The sequence below is a fragment of the Streptomyces bicolor genome, assembly GCF_000719285.1.
Classification (GTDB): domain Bacteria; phylum Actinomycetota; class Actinomycetes; order Streptomycetales; family Streptomycetaceae; genus Streptomyces; species Streptomyces bicolor.
The window spans coordinates 106,237-128,375 of the sequence record NZ_JOFS01000010.1; the positions used below are offsets into that span (position 1 = coordinate 106,237).

Sequence of the window (22,139 nt, forward strand, 5' to 3'; positions counted from 1 at the left end):
CCGTCGCACGGCGTACGTGCGACGGGCCGCGTGACGTTGTTGTACGGGCTGTTGTACGGACCCTGCGCGGAGGATCGCGCTGAATGGTCGGACTTGACCCCCACCGACCAAACCGGAAAGGCCAGTTCCGCACACAACCTTCACAGCAGCTGCTAGGAAAGGTACGTGTCGGTTCCCTAGTCTTCCCGCGTCATGGACTACTGCCACCCGTGCCGCAGGCACCTCAACGGCGCCCTCGCCTGCCCGGGGTGTGGTGCCGCGATCGAAGAGCTGCGCGTGCACGCGGGCGCGCCGGACGAGGCGTACCCGCAGCTGGCCGAGCGGGCCGTACAGGCGCCTGCGGGGGCTGTGGGCGGCCAGGGCTCGTACGTTGCGTATGACGGGCAGTACGGGGGCGGTGCGGGACAGTACGGGGGCGGCGCGGGGCAGTTCGGCGGTGGCGCGGGACAGTACGGCGGTGGCGAGTACGGCGACCGCTATGCCGACGCCGGCCACTCCGGAGAGGCCGCGGACGCGGGCACCGACGCCGGTGAGGTGGCTGAGGTCGAGTCGGTCGCGCCGGTCGGTGGACGGGCCGCGCGGCGGGCGGCGCAGCGGCGTGGCCGCAGGCGCGGTCACGACGAGTACGCCGAGAGCGACGAGTACGCCGAGCAGGCCGAGTACGAGGACGAGTACGACGACGACCTGAACGAGGACGGCGAGTCGGGCGGCGCCAGCCGCCGCGATCGCAAAGCCGCCGCGCATCGGCGCCGCCGTCGCCGGACCCTGCTGATAGCCGCCGGGTTCGTCCTGGCCGCCGGAGGACTGAGCCTCGCCGAGCTCGGCATGGACGCCCCGGGCGCGAAGCACAGCCCGGCCGCGGCCGGGGACGAGTCGGCGGAGGGGGCGGCGTCGGAAGAGGTGACCGCGTCCCCCGAGGCGACGGACGGCACGACGCGTACGGGCGGCGAATCGCCGTCGCCGAGCGCCTCGACGTCCCCCTCGGCCTCGAAGTCGCCGAAGGACGAGGACAAGAAGAAGGACGGCGAGGACAAGACCCCCGACAAGGACGAGCAGTCGGCGACCACGGGCGGCGGCGGTTCCGATACGTCCACCTCGGCGCCGACCCAGCCCTCCGATCCGCAGACCCAGGCGCCGACGCAGGAGCCGACCACGTCCGCCCCGACCCCGGACCCGGAGCCGTCGCAGACGTGCACCCGGTTCCTGTGGTGGTGTGCGTGAACCGGTCACCTTCGCGAATCTCGGCGGATGCGGCCGGCTGAGGGAAGAGCGCGGGGGAACGCCAGCCGCCCCAGTGCCCGCCAGTCCACCCGCGGCCTCACCCCCGGCCCTCCTGGCCGCTCGCGCGGCACGCGCACGCGCAGGGTGCCGGGCGAGAGTCGGCAGGTGACCGGAGTGCGCAGCAGGAGCGCCTCACCGTCGACGCCGACCGGGATCTCGGGGGCGTCGGAGTCGACCACCACCTCGGTCGCGGTCAGCAGGGTGAGTCCGCGCGACTGCTGACCCCTCAGCAGTCCGGCCGCCTGGGCGGCGTTGTCGACCTTGACGCCGAGGACGCCGAGGACGCCGGAGTCCAGCCGTGGGCGTCGGCCGAGACCGGCGGGGTCGCCCAGCTGGTAGGGGTTGTTGCTGATCAGGACCCCTTGGGGAGCGTCGACGACCACGTCGCCCGCGCGGACGGTCAGGCGCGGCCCCACCTGGTGGGTCAGCAGTTCCGGGAGCTCCCGGAGGATCGTTTGCACCTTGTCGTCGCGGTAGGCGGGACTCTGCACGACGGCCGCGTACACGCCGAAGGACGCGTTGTTGACGAAGACGCGCCCACCGATGAGACCCAGGTCGATGCGGAGTTCGACCCCGTCGGTGAGGGCGTCGAGGCAGGTCGACGGGTCGGTGCGGTCGAGGCCGAGGTCCATGGCGAAGTGGTTGCGGGTGCCGGCGGAGATCACCAGGAACGGCAGACCGTGCCGTGCCGCCACACCCGCCACCAGCGCCTGGGTCCCGTCGCCTCCGGCGACCCCCAGCAGGTCGGCGCCCCGCGCCACGGCCCGGCGGGCCAGCTCGGCGACGTCCTGCGGGTGAGCCGGATCGAGTACGGCGACCTCGGCGCCCAGGGCCCGGGCCTTGGCCACGAGGTCGTACCTGCCGACCTTTCCGCCCCCTGAGCGCGGGTTCATGATGAGGAACGGCGCCCGGGGCGCCGGGGTCGGGTGTTCCCGGGGGCCGCCGTGCCCGGCGTCCGCGGCGAGGGCGGCCCGCCCGATCAGCAGCGCCACGAGCCACAGCGCGAGGGCGGACAGCACGGCCCACAGCAGGCCGACCACCGCGTAGTTCAGCAGCACCGCGAGCGGCAGCAGCACGGCCAGCGCGGTGGCGAGTGCCCGGGGCAGGCCGTGTCGGGAGAGGGCCCACCACAGCGCGGCCGCCGTCGCGGCGAGCCCGGCCAGGCCGACGGCCAGCAGCCCGAGGCTCCTGAACCCGGCGGCCGCCAGCAGAAGGGCGATCGCGGCGGCCGCGACCAGCAGTGCCAGGCGCGCCGCCCACTTCTGAGCCGCCGCACCGGGACGGTCCTCCGTGCCGGACGTCCGAGCTGGCTTCCGCGTACCGCCCACGGGGGCATCCCACCGCCCCCGCCCCGGTCCCACATCACCTGCTCCGGGTGATCCCGCCGGGGCGCCGGGCTGTGACCCTGCGGCAAGGAGGTCCGGTCATGGCCACGACGCGGGACGGTCCGCTCTTTCCGACGAACACCGGCGTGCTCTCCCCGGCCGAGCGTGCGGCACTCGGCAAGGAGGCACGCGCGCGTGTGCCGCGCTCGGCGCAGGCCGCCTACGAGCCCGACGAGAAACGGCCGGACCCCGTCGACATCATCGAGCGCCAGTCCGCCACCCGCGTTCCCGAGCTGGTCCCCGTCCGGTACGGCAGGATGCTCGAATCGCCGTTCCGCTTCTACCGGGGAGCCGCGGCGATCATGGCGTCCGACCTCGGTGCCGGGCCGCACTCCGGGCTGTACGCCCAGCTGTGCGGCGACGCGCACCTGCTGAACTTCCGGCTCCTCGCCTCCCCGGAGCGCCACCTCGTCTTCGACATCAACGACTTCGACGAGACCCTGCCGGGCCCCTTCGAGTGGGACGTCAAGCGGCTCGCCGCGAGCCTGGTGATCGCCGGCCGGGCCAACGGGTTCCCGGCGAAGCGGTGCGACAGCCTCGTCCGCGCGGCGGTGGGGTCCTACCGCGAGCGCATGCGCGAGTTCGCCGGGCTGCGCAGCCTCGACGTCTGGTACGCGCGGGACGACTTCGACCAGGTCGCCGCGCTCCTGCCCGAGCCGCTTGCAGAGGAGGACGAGCGGCGGGCCTCCCGGGCGGCGGCGAAGGCCCGTTCGCGCACCGGTCTGCAGGCGGCCGTGAAGCTGACCCGGGTGGTGGACGGCGTACCCCACATCGTCTCGGATCCCCCCTTGATCACTCCCCTCACGGAGCTGCTGCCCGGCACACAGGGCGGGGAACTGGCGCGGACCCTGCGGGAACTGATCTCCGACTACGCGCACAGCCTGTCGTCGGAGCGGCGGCACCTGCTGGGCCGGTTCCATGTGGTCGACATGGCACGCAAGGTCGTCGGGGTCGGCAGCGTCGGCACCCGTTGCTGGATCGTCCTGCTGCTGGGCCGCGACGAGAAGGACCCGCTCCTGCTCCAGGCCAAGGAGGCGGGGGAGTCGGTCCTCGCCCCGTACTGCGGTGCGAGCCCGTACGACAACCAGGGGGAGCGGGTGGTGGCCGGGCAGCGGCTCATGCAGGCGGCCAGTGACATCTTCCTCGGCTGGGAGCACGTCACGGGCATCGACGGCCGCGAACGCGACTTCTACGTACGGCAGTTGCGGGACTGGAAGGGCATCGCCCGGCCCGAGACCATGGACGCCGGCACCCTGGCGCGGTTCGCCCGGCTGTGCGGCGCCTCACTGGCCCGGGCACACGCCCGCTCCGGCGACCCGATCGCCATCGCCGCCTACCTCGGCCGCGGCGACACCTTCGACCGGGCCCTGGTGGAGTTCGCCTGCTCCTACGCCGACCAGAACGAACGCGACCACCGGGCACTGGCCGAGGCGGTGGCCGAAGGACGCGTCACGGCCCGGACCGACCTGACGGAGTGACTCGGGGCCGGTCCGGCACACCCGCGTCCTCCCGCAGCCCACGTCCGCCGGCCGTTGCGGACGCCCGCGCGTACCAGTGGCCGTACCGCTGGGCGAGCGCCGCCGACGAGATCCCCTCCAGCAGGATGCTGAGGGCCACGGTGACCGCGACCACCCGGCCCAGCGTCTGTGTCCCCGGCACGTGTTCCTCGACGATGAGCAGCGCCAGCACCACGGAGACGAGACCGCGCGGCCCGAACCAGCCGATGTACGCGACGGTCTGCGTCCGCAGCCCGCTCCCGGCCAGGGCGACGGCCACGGGCAGCATCCGCACGACCGTCAGGCTGAGCCCGGCGTACAGGACGATCTCCCAGGTCAGGTGCTGCAGCGCGGGGCCGAGCAGTACCGCCCCGAACACCATCAGGCTGATCGACGCCAGCAGCGCGCCGAGGTTCTCGGCGAACTCGGTGGTGTGGTCCGGGTCCGGCGCCCTGCCGGTGACCTGGTGGAGGCGCACGGCGTGGGCGAAGGCGAACCCGGCGACCCAGGCCGCGATGAAGCCGCTGCCGTGGGTGAGGACGGCCAGCTCGTACGCGGACACGGCGACGCCCAGCACATAGACCTGCCCCCATCGCCGGTCGACCCAGTCGCGTGCCCGCGCCGCCCGCAGCAGCCGCCCGCCGAGGCCGCCGGCCAGCAGGCCCAGGGCGCTGCTGAGCAGCAGGGAGCGCCAGAACGTACCCGCGACGCCTTCCTGCGCGTAGGACGTGCCGGGCACGGCGGCGGCGAAGACGACGAAGAACGGCAGCACCAGGCCGTCGTTCAGACCGCTCTCCGCGTTGAGGCCGTGGCGGACGACCGCGGGCACGCCGGGATCGGACATGGCGGTCTTGCCCACGGCGGCGTCGGTCGGCGCGAGGATGGTGCCCACCAGGGCCAGCTCCCACACCGTCAGTTCGGGGAAGAGCGGCCAGGCGAGCAGCCAGCCCGCGACGATGCACAGCGGGAGGCCGATGCCGAGCAGCCGCCCGGGCAGGAAGCCGCCCGAGACCAGGTGGTGGCGCCGGACGGTCATGGCGTCGGTGAACAGCACCAGGGTCAGCGCGGCCTCCATCAGCGCCAGGACGGGGGCGGCGTAGTGCTCGATGTCGATGACGTCGAGGACGGCGGGACCGATGAGGACGCCGCTCCCCGTGAAGACGATCGCCGAGGTGACCCGCGTACCCGACAGCCGGCGAGAGCCGAGCGCGTAGGCGGCGGTGACACCGGCCACCGCCAGCCCCGCCCAGGCACCATCGCTCATCGCGCCGACCTCCTCGGGCCGTGGCGGCCCAAGACCCCGTCCTCCATGGCAGCAGGGCGGCGTCCGGTGCGTCCTCACCCTCCGGGGGTGACGACGGGCGTGGCCCTCGTGGATCAGGCTCGGTGGTGTACGGCTGCGCGCCGCAGCCCGGTGAGGAAAGGAGGCCGGCCATGGCCACCACCGCTACTCCCCGCCATCGAGAGGGGAGGCAGGCCGCTGCCACCGGCCTGACGCTGTTCGCCGGAGTGATGCTGTTCATCGCCGGGATCCTCGACGTCTTCCGGGGGATCATGGCGATCGCCGAGGACGACGTCTACGTCACCACTCCCAACTACGTCTTCAAGTTCGACCTGACCAGCTGGGGCTGGATCCAGCTGCTGTTCGGGGCCGCCGCCGTGATCGTCAGCTTCGGTCTGTTCACGGCCAGGACCTGGGCGAGGGTCGTAGGCGTCGGTATCGCGGCACTCCTGGTCATCGCCAACTTCCTGTCCATCCCGTACTACCCGGTCTGGTCGCTCACGCTGATCGCGCTGTACGCGTTCACCATCTGGGCGCTGTGTGTGGTGAAGCGGGACCCGTACGGCGATTAGCCGAGGGCCGCTCGCCCGTATGGGCCCGCTCGGCATGCCCTTACGGCGGTGCGCGGACGCAATGGAGGGGAGGGAGGGGCCCCTGGCCGACCTGGAGTCCGCATGAGCGCCGCGCACAAGCCCTCCGCGCCCGGACGTATCGCCCGGGCCACGGCGTCCGCGGTGCTGATCGTGGTCACCTGCGTCCTCGTGCCGGTCGCACTGATCACGGTGTGGGTCCACGACATCGCGCTCGACACCGACCGGTATGTGAAGACGGTCGCCCCGCTGGCCACCGAGCCGGCCATCCAGGACGCGGCCGTCAACCGGATCTCACAGGCCGTGGACGTCCGCATCGACGGCGACCAGGCCGCCGCGGAACTCGCCGCGTGGCTGCGGTCCCAGGGCCTGCCGCCCCGGGCCACCGCGGCCGTACGGGGGCTCGGGCCGCAGATCGACTCGGCCGTGGACGGCGCGGTGACCAAGGTCGTCACCCGGATCGTGCACAGCGACGCCTTCGCCACCACGTGGCAGAACGCCAACGAACGGGCCCACAACGCCGTCGTACACGCCCTCACCGGAGAGGGCCGGGGCGCCGTCGGGGTCGCGGGCGGCACGGTCACCCTCGACGTCGGCACGGTCGTCGAGGAGGTCAAACGGGAGCTCGTCGACGTGGGGCTGTCGCCCGCCGCGCACATCCCCCAGGTCGACAAGCAGCTGGTGCTGTTCCAGTCCGAGGAGCTGGAGAAGATCCGCGAGGGCGCGGACCTGCTGGACGAGCTCGGCTACTGGCTGCCCGTCCTCACCGTGCTGATCGGCGTGGCCGGCGTGCTGCTGGCCCGCCGACGGCGGCGCGCGCTCGCCCGCACCGCGCTGGGCGCCGCCTTCGCCTGCCTGGTGGTGGTCATCGCCCTGGTCGTCGTACGCCGCTTCTACCTGGACCATCTCCCGGCCGCCGTGCAGTCGGACGCGGCCGCGGCGGCCGTCTTCGACACGCTGCTGCGCTTCCTCAAGTACGCCCTTGTCACGACCATCGTGGTCGGGGTCGTGGTCGCCCTCGGCGCCTATCTGATCGGCCCCGGCCGGCTGCCGGTGGCGATCCGCCGGGCCTGCGACCGCACCGCGGACTCCGTGGCGGCCTGGGCCGACGGGCACGAGATCCGGGCCGGGCGGGTGGGCGTGTGGGCCGAGAACCACCGGCGGTCGATCGCCCTGTCGGCCCTTGCGGTCCTGGCCTTCGTCTTCGCGGTGTGGAACCGCCCCACCACACTCACCGTCCTCGTGTTCGCGCTCGTCCTGCTCGCCGTCCTGGCGGTGCTGGCGCTGCTCGCGGCCGGCGGCCGGGTCGAGTTGTCGCGACCCACCCGTGAGGGGTGATGCCGCACGGACCGGCCCGGCGGATGGTGAAGGCCTCGGGACTCAGCGAGCCGCGCAGTCGTCGCGGCGGCCGGCCGGCGGAGGCGACCATGGACTACCCCCTGCTCGAGGTCTTCGTGACCATGCTCTGGTTCTTCCTGTGGATCATGTGGTTCATGCTGCTGTTCCGGGTCGTCGGGGACGTCTTCCGGGACGACGCGCTCAGCGGCTGGGCGAAGGCCGGCTGGACGCTGACGGTGTGTGTGCTGCCGTTCCTCGGCGTCTTCACCTACCTGATCGTCCGGGGCCGCGGCATGGGCGAGCGCGAGCTGCGCCGGGCACAGGACCGGGAGCAGGCGTTCCGCGCCTACGTCCGGCAGGCCGCCGCCGAGGGCCCCGGGGCGCGGGGCGCCAAGGCACCGGGCGCCAAGGCCGACGAGCTGGGCAGGCTGGCCGCGCTGCACGACCGGGGAGCCATCACCGACGCCGAGTACGAACAGGCCAAGTCCAGGGTCCTGACCTCCTGACGCGACGCGGGAGCCGACGTGGACGGTCTGAATGTGCTGCCGTTGGCCGTGACGATGATGCTCGGCCCGCAGATCATGTCGGCCATCGTCTTCGTCACGGCACCACGGGCCGTCCGGGTCTCGCTCGGCTTCCTCACCGGTGTCGCCGCCGCCACCACCGTCGGCACCGCAATCACCTTCGGCCTCGCCTCACTGTTCGACCTGGGAGACCCCGGGGACGCCGGATCGAGCGGCAGGGTCATCCAGTACGTGCTGGTCGGTCTCCTCGCAGCGGGGGCGATCAAGAACTGGGTCCGGCGGGAGACCATCGAGCCACCGAAATGGCTCGGCACGCTCATGTCGGCGGATGCCGGGCGAGCTCTCAAGGTCGGACTGCTGGTCATCCTGCTGATGCCGTCGGACATCGTCGTCATGCTGACCGTGGGCACGAACCTGGCCCAGGCGGACGCGGACTTCGTCGCCGCACTGCCGTTCATCGCGGCGACCGTGCTCATCGCCGCGCTTCCGCTGCTGGTCCTGCTCCTCTTCCAGCACCGGGCGACCGCCGCCATGCCGCGGGTGCGCGACTGGATGAACACCCACAGCTGGCTGGTCAACATCGTGGTCTGCGTGATCTTCATCGTGCTGATCCTCGCCTGACCACGGCATCCGCCCCCGGCGGTACCCCACCCGTTCCGAATAACGGAGGAAACAATGGACTACCCGCTCCTCAACGTGTTCCCTGACCATGCTCTGCTTCTTCCTGTGGGTCATGTGGTTCGTGCTGCTGTTCCGGGTCATCGGGGACATCTTCCGGGACGACGGCATGGGCGGATGGGCCAAGGCGGGCTGGACGGTCTTCGTCTGCGTGCTGCCGTACCTCGGCGTCTTCGTCTACCTGATCGCCCGCGGACGCGGCATGGGAGAACGGGACGTGCGCCGGCTGCAGCAGCAGGAACAGGCGTTCCGGTCCTACGTCCAGGAGGCGGCCGCCGACATCCCGGCGACCCAGGCGACCCGGCCGACTCGTGCGGACGAGCTGACCAGGCTCGCCGGGCTGCACGACCACGGCGACATCACCGACGACGAGTACGAGCGGGCCAAGGCGATCGTGCTCTCGGGCTGAGCAGTACGGTGGCGGCGGGCCGTGCCTCACTCGGGCTCGGGAAGCCGGCGGAACTCCAGGATGCGCAGGCCCAGCGACTGGAACCGCACCAACAGGCCGTACAGATGGGAGTCGTCCTTGACCTGGCCGTACAGCACGGTCTGGCGAGGGACGACGAAGCTGTCCAACTCGGGGAACGCCGTGGTCAGCTCGTCCGACATCTGCCCGTCGACGCGGATCTCGTAGCGCATGTCCCCATGCTGTGGGACCACGCGGCGGGCGGCATCACCCGGGCGAGGTGACACGTCAGAGCAGCCCCAGTTCGCGGGCCCGGCGGACCGCCTCGCCGCGCCGGGTGGCGGCCAACTTGCGGTAGATGCTCTTGAGATGGGTCTTCACCGTGTTGACCGACAGATGAAGATCGGCGGCGATCTCCTCGGTGGACATGAGTTGGGCCAACCGTTCCAGGACGTCCCCTTCCCGGGCGCTGAGCGGCTCCGGGCGAGGGCTCGCGTATTCCTCCCGTTCCTCCCGCGACCGCCCGTCGACCGGCCGCCGCGAGAGCGTGCCGGTGAGCCAGGCGTGCTCCCGGGCGAGCGCGGGCCGGTCGCGCAGCAGTTGCCGGACCCACGGCCCGGCCTCCAGGAACGGCCGCCGCAGATGATGCGGGCGGGCGGCCGTGAGGGCCTTCAGGAGCAGGCTCTCCGCGGCGGAGGAGTCGCCGAGCGTGTCGACGGCCTGCGCGCGGGTCAACAGGCCCCACACCTCGAGGACCGGCCCCCGGTTCCCGGGGCCGGGAAGGCCGTCGAGGATCCGCAGCGCCCGTTCGCTCTCACCCGCGGCCACCCGTGCCCAGGCCTCGGCCACCAGGCCCTCCGGGCAGCTGTGCCCCGGCCGCTCCTCGAAGACCTTCACCGCGGCCCGCGGATCGCCGTCGGCCAGCTGCGCCGCGGCCGTGGCCATGGCGATGCGTTCGCTCACCCACGGAGAGGGCTCGGCGGAGACCAGGCGCTGCTCCGCCAGCTCGTCGAGGGCCAGGAGCGCCGCCCCGGAGTCCCCCCGCGCGCAGAGCAGCCGGGAACGCAGGATGGCCTGCTCCACAGCCACGATCGGATCACGCGCGGCGGTGGTGGTGGCGGCCGCCTGGTCGAGATGGTCCCGCGCGGCCGCCAGATCGTCGCGGTCGATCGCGACGGCGGCCAGCACCAGCCGGGCCATCCCGGTCCCGTCGGACACCGGCAGCCCCGAGTGCTCCGCCTCGGCGATCGCGCCCCGGGCGTGCGACTCGGCCCGGCCGGGGTGGCCGTACAGGAAGTCGATCAGCGCCAGCCGGCTCAGCGCCTCGTGGCGGGGGAAGGCCGTCGACGGGCCCTGCGCGGTCCGCACGGCGTCGGACAGCGTCGCGCGGGCGGCATCGAAGCGGCCCGCCCACAGTTGGGCCGAGCCGAGGTCGGTGAGCGTGAGCGCGGTCAGCTCCGGACACCGCTCCAGCCGGTCGGCGGGAAGGGCGCGCTCGGCCTGGGCGACGGCCCGCGCCGCCGTCTCGGCCATGTCCGCCGAGCCCGCCACCCGGGCGGCCAGCACCCGCAGCACGGCACAGCTCAGCCGGACGGCCGCCGCGTCGCCGCCGTCCCCGCCCGGCAGGTTCTCCTCGGCGCGCCGCAGATAGGCGACACCCCGGTCGACGTCGTGGTGGGCCAGCTCGCGCGCCGCGCGCACCAGGTCGGGGGCGGGCCCGGACGCCTCCGGCGCCATCCTGGCGAACAGGCCGTCCAGCCGCTCGGCGGCCAGCCCCGTCAGCAGCCGGCCGATCGCCAGCTGGTCGATGAACTCGGCGGCGGCCAGCTCCCAGTCACCGGCATCCGCCGCGTGCGGCAGGGCCTCGTCGAGCAGGCCCGCCCGGATCAGCCACCGGGCGGCCGTCCGGTGCAGCTCCGGCGCCAGGCCGGGGTGGCGGACGCCGAGATGCACCCGCAGGATCTCGGCGAACAGCGGGTGCAGGCGGTACCACGAGTGCCCGATGGGCTCGACGAACGCGTTCGCCCGCTGCAGCTCCTCCAGGATGGGCTCCGCGTCGTCCCGCCCGGTGAGGGCGTTGGCCAGATCGGGGTGGGTCTCCTCCAGGATGCTGGTGCGCAGCAGCAGGTCCTGGGTCTCGGCAGGGTGGACGCGCAGCACTTCGCCCAGCAGGAAGTCGGCCACCGTGCTGTGCCCGGGCTCGAACTCCTTCAGGAAGCTCTCCGGGTCACCGGCCCGCTGCGCGGCCAGGGTGCACAGCCGCAGCCCCGCCGCCCAGCCGCCGGTGCGTTCGGTCAGCACCCGCGCGCCGTCGGCCGACAGCGGCAGCCCGTGCCGGTCGACCAGGGCGGCCGTCTCCTCGGCGCCGAAGGCCAGGTCGTCGGCGCGGATGTCGACGAGTTCACCGGCGGCCCGATAGCGGTGCAGCGGCAGCAGCGGCTCGGTACGGCTGACGATCACCAGGCGCAGTCCCTCGCCGGCGTGCCGCAGCACGAACTGCAGCCCCTCGGCCACCTCGGCACAGCCGGCCACCCGGTCGAACTCGTCCAGGACGAGGACCACCCGGGAGTCCCGCCCGTTCAGCCAGGCCGCGAGCCGGGCCAGCAGCGAGTGGTCCACCTCGCCGGGGCGGGCCGGGCTGCCGATGTTCCCGGGCAGGGCGATCCCGTGGTGCCCGAAGGCGTGCAGGACGTACGTCCAGAAGACGCCGGGTGCGCAGTCCTCCGGCTCCACGGTCAGCCAGGCGACCTCCCCCGGCTCGCGCGCCCTGATCCAGTCGGCGACCAGCAGCGTCTTGCCCGCCCCCGCGGGACCGTTGACCAGCGTCAGGGGACTGCGCGCACCCTCGGTCAGCTGCTCGACGAGCCGTTCCCTGCGCACGAACGTCCCCGGCACGGTCGGCACGGTGAGCCGTGCGGCGAGCACCGGATCGCCGTCCGGAGTCACCGCCGTCTCGCTGGGATCGCCGTGGCCCTCTTTGACGGAGTGCGACATCACGCCCATCACAGACCTCATGGATGCCCGAGCGGTATTACACCCACGCTCCGATCCTCGCCCCGCACCAGACGGCCCGCAAACGAAGTCTCAGCTCCGCTCGTCCACGCCCAGCATCCGCCGCAGCAGATCCCGCAGCGCCTGCCGCTCCCCGTCGGAGAGCCCGGCGAGCGGCTCCCTGGCGAAGCGCAGGGAGTCCCGCAGGCTGCGCGCCACCTGCCGGCCCTCCTCGGTGGCCGCCGCCAGCTTCACCCGCCGGTCGGCCGGGTCCGGGCGGCGTTCCACCAGGCCGCGGGACTCCAGCCGGTCCACGATGCCGGTCACGTTCGACGGCTCGCACCGCAGCCTCTGCGCCAGCTTCCGCATCGGCAGCGGCTCCAGCGACAGCAGGCTGAGCAGCCGCGCCTGCGCGCCGGTGAGGGCGTGCTCGGCGGCGGCCTCGTCGTACTCCTCGTGGTAGCGGGCCACGACCGCGCCGATGAGGTCGACGACTTCGAGGGTCAGCTCATCGGGGCGGTGGGTCTTGGGTGAGGTGGCCATGCCCTCAGCTTACCTCCATTACTTGACATCATGAAATATTCAGGAGCATGGTTGTTTCAGGTACTGAACTAAAACCCCCGCACCCCGGAAAGGCGCCCCCCATGACCAACCGCGAATGGCACCTCCTGTCCCGTCCCGTCGGCTGGCCCAAGGCCGAGGACTTCGCCCTGGTCGATGCCGAGATGCCGACGCCCGGTGAGGGTCAGGTGCTCGTACGGAACAAGTACCTCTCCGTCGACCCGTACATGCGCGGACGCATGTCGGCGGCCAAGTCCTACGTCGCCCCCTTCGAGCTCGGCAAGGTCATGCAGGGCGGCGCGGTCGGCGAGGTCGTCGAGTCCAACGCGGAGGGCATCGCCGTCGGCGACCACGTCCTGCACTTCTTCGGCTGGCGCGAGTACGCCGCGGTGGACGCCAAGAACGCCGTCAAGGTCGACCCGCAGGCGGCGCCCCTCTCCACGTACCTCGGCGTCCTCGGCATGACCGGCCTCACCGCCTATGCCGGCCTCCTGCGCACCGCCTCCTTCAAGGAGGGCGACTCCGTCTTCGTGTCCGGCGCCGCGGGTGCCGTGGGCAGCCAGGTCGGCCAGATCGCCAAGCTCAAGGGCGCCTCCCGGGTCATCGGCTCCGCCGGGTCCGACGAGAAGGTCAAGCTCCTGGTGGAGGAGTACGGCTTCGACGCGGCCTTCAACTACAAGAACGGCCCGGTGAGCGAGCAGCTGCGCGCTGCCGCCCCCGACGGCGTCGACGTCTACTTCGACAACGTCGGCGGCGACCACCTCGAGGCCGCCATCGGCTCCCTCAACCAGGGCGGCCGTATCGCCGTCTGCGGCATGATCTCCGTCTACAACGACACCGAGCCCGCCCCCGGCCCGAAGAACCTCGCCCGCCTCATCGCGACCCGCGGCCGCATCGAGGGCTTCCTGGTCGGCGACCACTACGACCTCCAGCCGGAGTTCGTGGCCGAGGTGGGCCCGTGGGTGGCCTCCGGGCAGCTGAAGTACCGCGAGACCCTCGTCGAGGGCATCGAGAACAACCTGGAGGCGTTCCTCGGCGTACTGCGGGGCGACAACACCGGGAAGATGATCGTCAAGCTGTAGGTCCCTCGGGAGGCCTGTGCTGGATTTCCGGCATGCGGTAACTTCTTTCCGAAACCGTCGTCGATCGTGGGCGCGAGTCGCGGCGGACCGAGGAGGAGAAGACACCGCATGTCCATCCAGCAGACCGACGTCCTCTACACCGCCGTCGCCACCGCCGAGAACGGCCGCGACGGCCGGGTCGCCACGGACGACGGCAGGCTCGACGTCGTCGTCAACCCGCCCAAGGAGATGGGCGGCAGCGGCGCCGGTACCAACCCGGAGCAGCTGTTCGCGGCCGGCTACAGCGCCTGCTTCCAGGGCGCCCTGGGCGTCGTCGCCCGCCAGGAACAGGCCGATGTCTCTGGCGCGACCGTCACCGCGAAGGTCGGCATCGGCAGGAACGAGGACGGGTTCGGGATCATCGTCGAGATCTCGGCACACATCCCGAACGTCGACGCCGAGACCGCCCGGGACCTTCTTGAGAAGGCCCACCAGGTCTGCCCTTACTCGAAGGCGACGCGCGGCAACATCAGCGTGACGCTGGTCTGACGCCGTTCGTTGCACATGGCGGAGGCCGCACCCCTGGACGTGGGGTGCGGCCTCTGTCCTGCGCGCACGGTGTCTCAGACGGCCAGCGCCGCCGAGTGAACCGCCCTCACCAACCGCTCATTCTCCGGCGCCGCCCCGCCAGGAAAGGCACAACGCCGCCGAACGTAGCCGTAGGCGACCCCGCTGCGGGGATCCGCGAACGCCTGCGAACCCCCCGCCCCGCTGTGGCCGAAGGCCCCCGCGCCCAGGAACGGGTACCAGGTGTCGGCGACCGCCTGGAAGCCGAGGCCGAACGATTTGTGCGTACGGGCCACCAGGTCGTAGCCGGTCGAGTGGATCTGGCCGACCTCGGCGATGGTGTCGGGCTTCAGGAGTGGCGGCCGGTCGTCCACCTCGCTGATCGCCGCCGCGTACATGCCGGCCAGCCCGCGCGCCGCCGCGACCCCGCCCGCCGACGCGGGCCCCTTGGCGCGCACAGTACGGGAGTTGGCGTGGTCCACCAGCCGGCCCGGATCCGGCACGTGCGTGTTGAACGCGATCGACGCCAGGGTGTGCGGACCCGTCGGCACCGAGTCCAGTACGGCCTGCTGCTCCGGCGTGGGGGCCATCGGCTGCACGGAGCGGTAGCGGGGCTCCAGTTCCTCGGGCAGTCCGAGGTGGAAGTCGAGGCCGTACGGCGCGCGGACCCGCTCCTCGTAGATCTCCTGGAGCGTGCGGCCCGTGGCCCGCCGTACGACCTCGCCGGTGAGCGCGCCGATGACGAGGGCGTGGTAGCCGAAGGCCGTGCCGGGGCGCCAGAACGGCCGCTGGTCCGCGAGCCGTTCGGCGATGGCCTGGTCGTCGGCCAGCTCCTCCTTGGTGAACCCGGCGTCGAGGCCGACCAGCCCCGCTCGGTGGGCGAGCAGATCGCGCAGCGTCAGCCCGCCCTTGCCCTCGGCCCCGAACTCCGGCCAGTAGTAGGTCACTTTGCGGTCGAGCTCCAGCGTGCCCTCCTGCACGAGGAGCGCGACCACGAGGTGAGCGGCGCCCTTGGTGGAGGAGAACACGCCGTAGAGGGAGTCGGCCGCGCAGCCGTCACCGGTCCACAGGTCGACGACCCTGCGGCCGTGCACGTAGGCGCACAACTGACCCTCGTAGTCGGGCAGTTCCCGTCCCACGAACGCGGCGAACTCCTCGCGGACCGGCTCGAAGCCGTCCGCGACGGTGCCGTGGATCTCTTGCGTCATCCGCTCTCCTCATCTGGGCCGGTTGCGGGTGCCATGGTGAACAATGCCCGCCCCACCTGCGCGAACTCCCCCTTGGGGTGGTCCCGGAAGAGTGGTTCGGTGCCGAAGAGCACCGCGCGCGGGCCGCTGATCACCGAGGCCTGGCCCGCCGCGTCCGCGGGGCCGCCCAAGCCGTCCTCCGACGCCCGCCAGTGCCCGGAGACCAGCGGGTTTCCGGTCGCGTACGACTGCTCCACCCGGACCTGCGGGCCGAGGTCCGTGAACCACACGGGCGCGTACACGAAGCCGTGGTCCGGGGCGCCCGACATCAGCGCGCCGCGCGAGTTCACGACCCGCACCACACCGTTGGCGTCCCCGTTTCCCTCGACCGCCTTCGCGGCCAGCAGCCCGGTGGCCGAGCCGAGCGCGGCACCGGTGGCACCCCGGCCGACCAGGCCGTGTCCGGCGAGGAAGGCGTCGAGCGCCGTACGGGCGGCGGGGTTCAGCTCGTCGTGGTCGAGTCCCGTCGACACGAACAGCACGTCCACCGACGACCAGTCGAACCCGGCGTTCAGCACACCCGTCGAGACCGGCGTGACCTCGAAGTTCATCTCCCGCAGCGCCAGCAGCTCACCCGGCGTGACGGCGGCGGCTACGCGGGTGCGGTGCAGCGGGGTGGTGCCGGTGAGCTTCGTGGCCTGGAAGGCGACGTCGTAGGTGCGGGCCGCCTCCGCCACCTGGCGGCGGGCGGAGCCCGGCACGATCGCGCTGCCGTCGGTGGCGCGGCGGGCCTCGACGCCCCTGCGCAGCAGGAAGTTGAGGGCGGCGATCTCGTTCGGGTCGTCGAGCCGCAGCCGCAGGTCGCCGCGCGGGGCGACGTACGCGACGGGGGCCGCCGCACGGACGGGGCGCAGCACGCCGTACGGCAGACCCGGCAGCGTCCCGACGGACGCGCCCCACAGCCGGCCCAGGCTCCAGCCCGAGATGTCGTACATCACCGAGACCTTGTCGCTGATGTCCCGCCCGTCCGCGAGGAGCGCGTTCGCCAGGCCGCGCTTGGGCTGGCGCATGTCGACGACGTAGGAGCCCTTCGCGTACGTCCGGCCGCCGAGCCGGAAGGCGTGTGCGGCTCGGGTGACGCGTATGTCATTGGCGAGGAGATGGTCGACGAGGCGGGCGGTGGCAGGGCCCCCGGAGGAGATGACGTACGCGCGGGGGAAGCTGGTCGTGTACACGTCCTCGGGGCCGATGCCGGGGACGCCCGGGACGGTCTCCTCGGACACCGGCACCTGCGCGGCGCCCGCCGCTCCCCGCCGGAAGACCTCGATCTGGTCGGCGACCAGCGAGGTCCGCCTCGCCTGGACGAAGTCGAGGGTGGCGCGCAGGGCGGCTCCGGCGACATCGACGTTGATGGCGGACCTGCGGCGCAACTCGGTGACCGGCAGGGCGTTGTAGTCGGCGTTGTTCACCCGCATCGGGATCTCCACCGTGTGCGCGGCGACCGTGCCGTGGAAGGCCGCGTACTGCGGGGTGAAGATGGGCGGCCAGTCGTCCCAGCCCTCCTCCTGATCCCGGAACGGGATCTGCGCGGGCTGCACGCCGTCCTTCTGAGGCGTGTAGCCGAGGCCGTTGACGGCGGCCTCCATGCCGAGGGCGTTGGCGTAGGTGTTCTTCAGGAACAGGTCGTACTCGTAGTTCTCGCCGTGCGGGGGAGTGGTGGGCTCGATGAGCGTGCCGTTGACGTAGCCGTGCACGTCGAGCATGACGGCCGGCTGCTTGTCGACCATGATCTGCCGCATCGCCCGCACCTCGGGCTGCGAGGCGGTGACGAAGTCCCGGTTCATGTCGAAGCCGTTCGCGTTCGCGCGGGTGCCCGCGACACGGCCGTCCGGGTTGGCCGTGATGTTGAAGTAGAGGCGGCTGTGGGCGAGAAGGTCCCGTGTCTTGCCGTCCTTCGCGGTGGCGAGGCGCTCGATGAGCTCCAGGGAGGCGTCGGTGCCCTCCCACTCGTTGCCGTGGATGTTGTTGTTGACGAAGACGGGCGTCTTGTACGTCTTCCTGACCTCGGGGGACTTGGCCGCGAGGGCCGGCGCGCTCTCGATGAGCTCCCGCATCCGCGCCTGGGCGCGGGCCTGCCGGGCGGTCTCCGGGGCGGTGACGGTGACGAGGTAGAGCCGGTGCCCGCCGGCCGAGCGGCCCGCGACCTCGACGCTCACCCGGTCGCCGAGGGCCTGGAGGGAGTTCAGCTTCGGCGCGATGGCGTGGTACGGGGTGAGGCCGAGCTTGATCGACTTGTCGGCCGGGTTCTCGGGGTCGGGGGTGAGGACCTGACGGCGGGGATAGCCCCGGCTGTCGTCGGAGACCGCCTCGGAGACGGTCTCGGTCGTGGTCAGGGCCCGCTGGGCGGCGCTCGCGGGCGTCCGCGCCGCCTGCCGGTCGAGCGCGGCCTCGCGGTGCGGGGGTTCGGGGGCCGCGACGGCGCTCTGCGGGGTGAGGAGCAGGGAGCCGGCCGTGGTGAGGGCGAGGGCGGTGAACAGAACGGGCCTCGTGGGAACGGGTCTCGCAGGAACGGTTCTCGTGGTGCGCACGCGTACCTCCTCCGGAACTTCCAAAGATCGGTACGGCGAGGTGTACCTGTTCGACTCAACGGCAACAAGAGGGAGTTGGTGGCACGGATGCCCCGGACGGCCCATGCCGGGCGGTCCGGAGAGGGCATGCTGTGAGCGGAACTGGCACCGGCACCGGCGGCGGCAGGACGCGAGGAGAGCCCCATGGCCACGATCCCCACGCTCCCCAGCAGGGACGACGTACTCCGCATGGCACGCAGCACGACCGACATCACCGGCCAACTCCTGGACACGGCCGGGAACATCACCCGTATCGCGATCAACACCTTCGACCCCAGAGACGGTTCGGGCGCCGAGGTCCTGCGCGTACTGCGGCAGACCACCGCCGAACTGGCCGAGGCGAGCGCGTCACCGCAGGCCCAGGAGGCCTTCTACCGCATCGTCGAGACCCTCACCCGCCTCGGCACCAGCGGGGCGCCCCTCGCGGTCCACCCGGTGAGCGAACCGGCGCAGGCCCTGCTGACGGCGCTCGGCGACAGCCTGCTGCCGGTGCTGGACGCGGTGGAGCCGGCGGTCGAGGAGTTCGCGGCGGCACTGGGCGAACTGGTCGAGGCGACCTCGCCCCTGCTGCCGGCCACGGCCGGCCTGGCGGCGGGCGCGCTGCTCGCCCTGACCCCGCTGCTGCGCTCCGCGGCGGAGGTCCTGCACGAGTCGTCCCCGGAACTGCGCCGCATCGCCGACGCGTTGACGGCCGCGCTGGCCCCGCTGATGCCGCTCCAGGTGGCCCTGGCGGAACGCGCGGCCGCCGCCGGCACGAACGTCGTCCGGGCCACCCTCCCGCCGCTCGCCGACCTCACGGAGGCAGCGGCGGCGACCACGAAGGCGGCGCGTCCGGTGCTGATCGCCGGGGAGGAGCTGCTGGTGGCCGGCCTGGAACGGATACAGCCGCTGCTGCTCGCCGGGGCGTCGCAGGCGGGACGGGTGGCACGGGCGGTGGCGGTACGGGTGTCGGCGGCGGTGAGTCCGGCGGCGGAGCGGGGGGTCGTGGTGACGGTGACGCCCGCGTGAGCGGCCGTGGTGACCGGGCCTCGAAACGGCCGTGACTGTCGTGTGACAAGCCGCGACTAGAGTTCCCTGCATGCGCGATCTTGGTGCCGGTTTCAGATATCTCCTCAAGGGCCAGCGATGGGTGGCCCGGCACGGCAAGCAGTACGGCTTCGGGCTGATCCCGGGCCTGGTCACCCTGGTGCTCTACGCGGCCGCACTGGTCGCGCTCGCGCTCTGGGGCCAGGACTTCGTGTCCTGGTCGACGCCGTTCGCCGACGACTGGTCGAGCCCCTGGCAGGGGCTCTTCCGCGGCTTCCTCACCGCCGTCCTGTTCGCCCTCGGCCTCCTCCTCTCCGTGGTCACGTTCACCGCGGTCACGCTCCTGATCGGCCAGCCCTTCTACGAGAACCTCTCCGAGAAGGTCGACCGGGACGTCTCCCCCGACGGCACGGCTCCCGAGTCCGGCCTGCCGCTCTGGCACGAGCTGTGGATCTCGGGCCGCGACAGCCTGCGGATCGTGGTGCGTGCCGCGATCTGGGGCGTGCTGCTCTTCGCCCTCGGCTTCATCCCGGTCGTCGGCCAGACGGTCGTACCGGTGATCGGCGTCGTCGTCACCGGCTTCTTCCTCACTGAGGAACTCACGGCGGTCGCCCTGCAGCGCCGCCGCGTCGAACTCCGCGACCGCCTGGCGATGCTCCGCTCCCGCAAGACCCTGGTCTGGGGCTTCGGCACGCCCCTCGCCGCGGCCTTCCTGGTCCCGTTCGTCGCGGTGTTCCTGATGCCGGGCGCGGTCGCGGGGGCGACCCTGATGGTGCGGGAGCTGATGGGGGAGGAGACCCAGGAGGAAGCGGCGCCCGCGCCCGACGGAGAGCCCGTCAGGTGGTGACCGGGCTGTCCGCCGCCACCTTCAGGATCGTCCGGACCTGGGCGATGATGTCCAGCCGGTTCCGCACGAACTCGGGGTCGGTCACCGACCCCGTCGCCGGGTCCGTGTTCCCCGCCCCGAACTGCAGCACCGGCGTGTGCACATGCCCGCCCGGCAGCGAGTCGTGCAGTCCGAGCCGGTCCCGCAGCAGCGTCGCCCGGTAGGCGATCTCGTTGGACAGGTAGTTCCCGCCGCCTCCGGCCCGCGCGGTGGACCCTTCCGTCGGCCCGTCCGGCCGGACCACGGCCTCCGTGCCGCCTGCCGGGATCTCGGTCACGCTCGTGTTGTCGTACACGGGGAACCGGCCGGTGTTCGCGGCGACGATCGCCTTGTACGGCAGGGTGGTCGTCGTCCACTGCGGCTGCGAGGCCGGGTCGGTGACCGGGACGGTCTCGGTGCGGGAGAGGTTCTCGTTGTCCGGGAAGCCGCCCCGCCAGGCCCCGTTGGTCCGCTCGATGTCGAACTTGCCGACCCGCCCCTGGCTCACGGTCGTGAAGAGGTCGACCTTCCTCAGATACGGCCGCAGCGTCCGCTCCACCGTCCCCTCCGCGAAGTCCTGCCAGCGCACCGGGAACACGGCCGTCTCCACCCGCGCCGGCCCGTCCGCCGTCTCGATCACCGTGCCGTCGAGGGCGAGTGCGGTCGCCCCGGACGGGTTGGAGATACGGATGTCGCGGTCGAGGGTGAAGGGGTCGAACCCGGTGAGCAGCACCCGCTTGAGCCCGCCATGCGGATACCGGATGTCGGTCTGCCCGCGCGACGTCCGCTCCAGCACGTCCAGCAGCGCGGCCCGTTGCGTGTCGTTCAGCCCGAACTCCGGCTCCCAGGTCCGCACATCGCGCGTCATCGACAACCGCGCCCAGTACAGGGGCCGGTCGTCGTCCCGGCTCAGATCACCGCCGGCCGGACCTCGCCCCTGCGCACGGTCGACGGCTCGCCGCCACAGTGCCGATCCCTCGCGTACGACGATGCGGTGGGCCTGCGCGTAGGAGCGAGCCGCCTCGAGATCACGCGCGAACTCCTGTGCCGCGGAGTCGAATCCCGACCGGCGCAATATCTCCTGGGGAACCGCCTTGTCGAGGCGCTGTTCCTCGACGGTCGGCGGGAGGACGGCCGCCTCTGCACCGCTCGCAGTCGTGGGAGCCGCCGCGAGCCCTGCCAGCAGCGCGAGTCCGAGTACGCCGATCCGAACACGTATGGAATTCAAGGCGGTCAGGTTCCTTCCGTCGCCGTGGGGGAGCGTGCTCGGCAGTATGGCGTGACAGCAGGGGCATGGGTAGATCAGCGGGACGTGGCGGCCACTTCCCGCAGCACTCCGATGAAGGGCTCCACCGCTGGTGCCGGCGAGCGCCCGCGTACCGTCGCCGCGTACACGGCCCTCGCCGGGCCGCCCTCGTCCAGCACCGGCACCAGACGGACATCGGGACGTACGGAAGCCGCGGCCAACGCGGGGACCAGCGCCACCCCGAGGCCGGCGGCGACGTACCCCTGCTTGGCGGTCCACTCACCGACGACATGCGCGACACGCGGCCGGAAGCCCTGCCGCAGGGCCGCGTCGAGGAGGGTGCCCTCGGGGCGGGAGCTGCCGGAGACCCAGTCGGCGTCGGCGAGCCGGCCGAGCCGTATGGGGCCTTCGTGGCGGGCGAGGGGGTGGGTCATGGGGACGGCGACGTACAGGGACTCGTCGAGGAGGTGGTGGAGTTCATACGCCTCCAGAGGGGCGCGGCCCGTGGTCGAGACGACGGCGAGGTCGAGGTGCCCGGCGGTCAGGCGTTCCAGCAGCGCCGGCGTGAAGCCTTCCTCGCGGGTCACGCGGACGAGAGGGTTGCGGGCACGGAAGGCGGCCAGCGCCGCCGGTACGAGCCCTGCGTCAGCCGTGGCGAAGGCCCCGAAACGCAGCCGCCCTCCGGCCACTTCACGCACGGCACCCAGCTCCCGCACAGCCCCGTGCAGCGACGCCGCGACGGCCTCGGCATACGGTACGAGGACCCGCCCCGCCTCGGTGAGCCGCACCCCACGTGGCAGCCGGTCGAAGAGCGGTGTCCCGCCCAACGCCCCCTCCAGGGAAGCGATCTGACGGGACACGGCCGACTGGGTCCACCCGAGGGTTCGCGCGGCGACCGTGAACGAGCCGTGGCGGGCGACCTCCAGGAACGCCCGCAACCACACGGTGGACACCTCGGGAAACCCATGCTGATTCGGCATGGTGTTCATGCTGGACATTCGCTTGTCGCATCTCAAGTGCGGACCTAG

The 22,139-nt window shown here is 72.4% G+C and carries 20 protein-coding genes; 11 read left to right on the top strand and 9 right to left on the bottom strand.

The features are described 5' to 3' along the window. Positions 1-192: 192 nt before the first annotated feature. Positions 193-1,221: an SCO2400 family protein gene (locus tag IF78_RS45415; RefSeq protein ID WP_031476206.1), complete on the top strand. Its 1,029-nt coding sequence runs from the start codon at positions 193-195 to the stop codon at positions 1,219-1,221. A gap of 5 nt (positions 1,222-1,226) precedes the next feature. On the opposite strand, the gene IF78_RS0115975 is transcribed toward IF78_RS45415, so the two are convergent. Then, positions 1,227-2,609, bottom strand: coding sequence for a diacylglycerol/lipid kinase family protein (locus IF78_RS0115975; protein WP_051827914.1), 1,383 nt, complete (start codon positions 2,607-2,609; stop codon positions 1,227-1,229). Positions 2,610-2,707: 98 nt separating this feature from the next. On the opposite strand from IF78_RS0115975, the gene IF78_RS0115980 reads away from it, so the two are divergent. Beyond that, a complete protein-coding gene (locus IF78_RS0115980; protein WP_031476210.1) occupies positions 2,708-4,144 on the top strand; it encodes a DUF2252 domain-containing protein in 1,437 nt (478 codons plus the stop codon). On the opposite strand, the gene IF78_RS0115985 is transcribed toward IF78_RS0115980, so the two are convergent. Further along, positions 4,116-5,426: a cation:proton antiporter gene (locus IF78_RS0115985; RefSeq protein WP_063762123.1), complete on the bottom strand. Its 1,311-nt coding sequence runs from the start codon at positions 5,424-5,426 to the stop codon at positions 4,116-4,118. The genes IF78_RS0115980 and IF78_RS0115985 overlap by 29 nt on opposite strands. 170 nt (positions 5,427-5,596) lie before the next feature. Between IF78_RS0115985 and IF78_RS0115990 the strand changes: the two genes are divergently transcribed. From IF78_RS0115990 to IF78_RS43680, 5 genes are all read left to right on the top strand, one after another. Further along, on the top strand, positions 5,597-6,016 hold the full coding sequence (locus IF78_RS0115990; RefSeq protein WP_031476214.1) for a DUF7144 family membrane protein: 420 nt from the start codon (positions 5,597-5,599) through the stop codon (positions 6,014-6,016). A 102-nt stretch (positions 6,017-6,118) separates the two neighbouring features. Then, positions 6,119-7,372 (top strand): hypothetical protein, encoded by a 1,254-nt coding sequence (locus IF78_RS0115995; RefSeq protein ID WP_051827915.1) that lies wholly within the window; start codon positions 6,119-6,121, stop codon positions 7,370-7,372. Positions 7,373-7,461: 89 nt separating this feature from the next. Beyond that, positions 7,462-7,878 carry an SHOCT domain-containing protein gene (locus tag IF78_RS0116000; protein WP_031476218.1) on the top strand — a complete coding sequence of 139 codons (417 nt, stop codon included), beginning with the start codon at positions 7,462-7,464 and terminating at the stop codon, positions 7,876-7,878. 18 nt (positions 7,879-7,896) lie between these two features. Next, positions 7,897-8,517: a GAP family protein gene (locus IF78_RS0116005; protein ID WP_031476219.1), complete on the top strand. Its 621-nt coding sequence runs from the start codon at positions 7,897-7,899 to the stop codon at positions 8,515-8,517. A gap of 88 nt (positions 8,518-8,605) precedes the next feature. Beyond that, on the top strand, positions 8,606-8,983 hold the full coding sequence (locus IF78_RS43680; RefSeq protein ID WP_324617249.1) for an SHOCT domain-containing protein: 378 nt from the start codon (positions 8,606-8,608) through the stop codon (positions 8,981-8,983). A 26-nt stretch (positions 8,984-9,009) separates the two neighbouring features. Here the strand turns inward: IF78_RS43680 and IF78_RS0116015 are convergent, their stop codons facing one another. The 3 genes from IF78_RS0116015 to IF78_RS0116025 all read right to left on the bottom strand — a co-directional run bounded on the left by IF78_RS0116015 (position 9,010) and on the right by IF78_RS0116025 (position 12,514). Beyond that, on the bottom strand, positions 9,010-9,213 hold the full coding sequence (locus IF78_RS0116015) for a hypothetical protein (RefSeq protein ID WP_031476221.1): 204 nt from the start codon (positions 9,211-9,213) through the stop codon (positions 9,010-9,012). A 55-nt stretch (positions 9,214-9,268) separates the two neighbouring features. Then, positions 9,269-11,974 carry a winged helix-turn-helix domain-containing protein gene (locus IF78_RS0116020; protein WP_234439697.1) on the bottom strand — a complete coding sequence of 902 codons (2,706 nt, stop codon included), beginning with the start codon at positions 11,972-11,974 and terminating at the stop codon, positions 9,269-9,271. Between the two features lie 90 nt (positions 11,975-12,064). Further along, a complete protein-coding gene (locus IF78_RS0116025) occupies positions 12,065-12,514 on the bottom strand; it encodes a MarR family winged helix-turn-helix transcriptional regulator (RefSeq protein ID WP_031476225.1) in 450 nt (149 codons plus the stop codon). 101 nt (positions 12,515-12,615) lie between these two features. Here IF78_RS0116025 and IF78_RS0116030 point away from each other — a divergent pair, with 101 nt between their 5' ends. Together IF78_RS0116030 and IF78_RS0116035 are read left to right on the top strand one after the other, a co-directional pair. Beyond that, entirely contained in the window at positions 12,616-13,614 is a 999-nt protein-coding gene (locus IF78_RS0116030) for an NADP-dependent oxidoreductase (RefSeq protein ID WP_031476227.1), read from the top strand. 108 nt (positions 13,615-13,722) lie between these two features. Then, positions 13,723-14,142, top strand: coding sequence for an organic hydroperoxide resistance protein (locus tag IF78_RS0116035; RefSeq protein WP_031476229.1), 420 nt, complete (start codon positions 13,723-13,725; stop codon positions 14,140-14,142). Positions 14,143-14,216: 74 nt separating this feature from the next. Here IF78_RS0116035 and IF78_RS0116040 read toward each other — a convergent pair whose 3' ends face one another. Then, positions 14,217-15,368, bottom strand: coding sequence for an EstA family serine hydrolase (locus tag IF78_RS0116040; RefSeq protein WP_031476231.1), 1,152 nt, complete (start codon positions 15,366-15,368; stop codon positions 14,217-14,219). Beyond that, positions 15,365-17,935 carry a M14 family zinc carboxypeptidase gene (locus IF78_RS0116045; RefSeq protein WP_031476233.1) on the bottom strand — a complete coding sequence of 857 codons (2,571 nt, stop codon included), beginning with the start codon at positions 17,933-17,935 and terminating at the stop codon, positions 15,365-15,367. Before IF78_RS0116045 ends, IF78_RS0116040 begins: the two co-directional genes overlap by 4 nt. 183 nt (positions 17,936-18,118) lie before the next feature. Between IF78_RS0116045 and IF78_RS0116050 the strand changes: the two genes are divergently transcribed. Further along, positions 18,119-18,982 (top strand): hypothetical protein, encoded by an 864-nt coding sequence (locus tag IF78_RS0116050; protein ID WP_031476235.1) that lies wholly within the window; start codon positions 18,119-18,121, stop codon positions 18,980-18,982. 70 nt (positions 18,983-19,052) lie between these two features. Then, the gene (locus tag IF78_RS0116055; protein ID WP_031476237.1) at positions 19,053-19,847 is read left to right on the top strand and encodes an EI24 domain-containing protein; all 795 of its coding nucleotides are present in this window, start codon (positions 19,053-19,055) and stop codon (positions 19,845-19,847) included. On the opposite strand, the gene IF78_RS0116060 is transcribed toward IF78_RS0116055, so the two are convergent. Further along, the gene (locus tag IF78_RS0116060) at positions 19,837-21,093 is read right to left on the bottom strand and encodes a pyroglutamyl-peptidase I (RefSeq protein WP_031476239.1); all 1,257 of its coding nucleotides are present in this window, start codon (positions 21,091-21,093) and stop codon (positions 19,837-19,839) included. The two genes, IF78_RS0116055 and IF78_RS0116060, sit on opposite strands and share 11 nt — an antisense overlap. 74 nt (positions 21,094-21,167) lie before the next feature. Further along, positions 21,168-22,100, bottom strand: coding sequence for a LysR family transcriptional regulator (locus IF78_RS0116065; protein ID WP_078662475.1), 933 nt, complete (start codon positions 22,098-22,100; stop codon positions 21,168-21,170). Positions 22,101-22,139: the final 39 nt, after the last annotated feature.

What these genes read in the sequence shown, in the direction of transcription:
- IF78_RS0116000 (WP_031476218.1), top strand. Translation starts at nt 7,462, where the DNA reads ATGGACTACCCCCTGCTCGAGGTCTTCGTGACCATGCTCTGGTTCTTC.
- IF78_RS0116035 (WP_031476229.1), top strand. Translation starts at nt 13,723, where the DNA reads ATGTCCATCCAGCAGACCGACGTCCTCTACACCGCCGTCGCCACCGCC.
- IF78_RS0116055 (WP_031476237.1), top strand. Translation starts at nt 19,053, where the DNA reads ATGCGCGATCTTGGTGCCGGTTTCAGATATCTCCTCAAGGGCCAGCGA.
- IF78_RS43680 (WP_324617249.1), top strand. Translation starts at nt 8,606, where the DNA reads ATGCTCTGCTTCTTCCTGTGGGTCATGTGGTTCGTGCTGCTGTTCCGG.
- IF78_RS0115995 (WP_051827915.1), top strand. Translation starts at nt 6,119, where the DNA reads ATGAGCGCCGCGCACAAGCCCTCCGCGCCCGGACGTATCGCCCGGGCC.
- IF78_RS0116015 (WP_031476221.1), bottom strand. Translation starts at nt 9,213, where the DNA reads ATGCGCTACGAGATCCGCGTCGACGGGCAGATGTCGGACGAGCTGACC.
- IF78_RS0115985 (WP_063762123.1), bottom strand. Translation starts at nt 5,426, where the DNA reads ATGAGCGATGGTGCCTGGGCGGGGCTGGCGGTGGCCGGTGTCACCGCC.
- IF78_RS0116030 (WP_031476227.1), top strand. Translation starts at nt 12,616, where the DNA reads ATGACCAACCGCGAATGGCACCTCCTGTCCCGTCCCGTCGGCTGGCCC.
- IF78_RS0115990 (WP_031476214.1), top strand. Translation starts at nt 5,597, where the DNA reads ATGGCCACCACCGCTACTCCCCGCCATCGAGAGGGGAGGCAGGCCGCT.
- IF78_RS45415 (WP_031476206.1), top strand. Translation starts at nt 193, where the DNA reads ATGGACTACTGCCACCCGTGCCGCAGGCACCTCAACGGCGCCCTCGCC.
- IF78_RS0116050 (WP_031476235.1), top strand. Translation starts at nt 18,119, where the DNA reads ATGGCCACGATCCCCACGCTCCCCAGCAGGGACGACGTACTCCGCATG.
- IF78_RS0116020 (WP_234439697.1), bottom strand. Translation starts at nt 11,974, where the DNA reads ATGTCGCACTCCGTCAAAGAGGGCCACGGCGATCCCAGCGAGACGGCG.
- IF78_RS0116025 (WP_031476225.1), bottom strand. Translation starts at nt 12,514, where the DNA reads ATGGCCACCTCACCCAAGACCCACCGCCCCGATGAGCTGACCCTCGAA.
- IF78_RS0116040 (WP_031476231.1), bottom strand. Translation starts at nt 15,368, where the DNA reads ATGACGCAAGAGATCCACGGCACCGTCGCGGACGGCTTCGAGCCGGTC.
- IF78_RS0115980 (WP_031476210.1), top strand. Translation starts at nt 2,708, where the DNA reads ATGGCCACGACGCGGGACGGTCCGCTCTTTCCGACGAACACCGGCGTG.
- IF78_RS0116065 (WP_078662475.1), bottom strand. Translation starts at nt 22,100, where the DNA reads ATGAACACCATGCCGAATCAGCATGGGTTTCCCGAGGTGTCCACCGTG.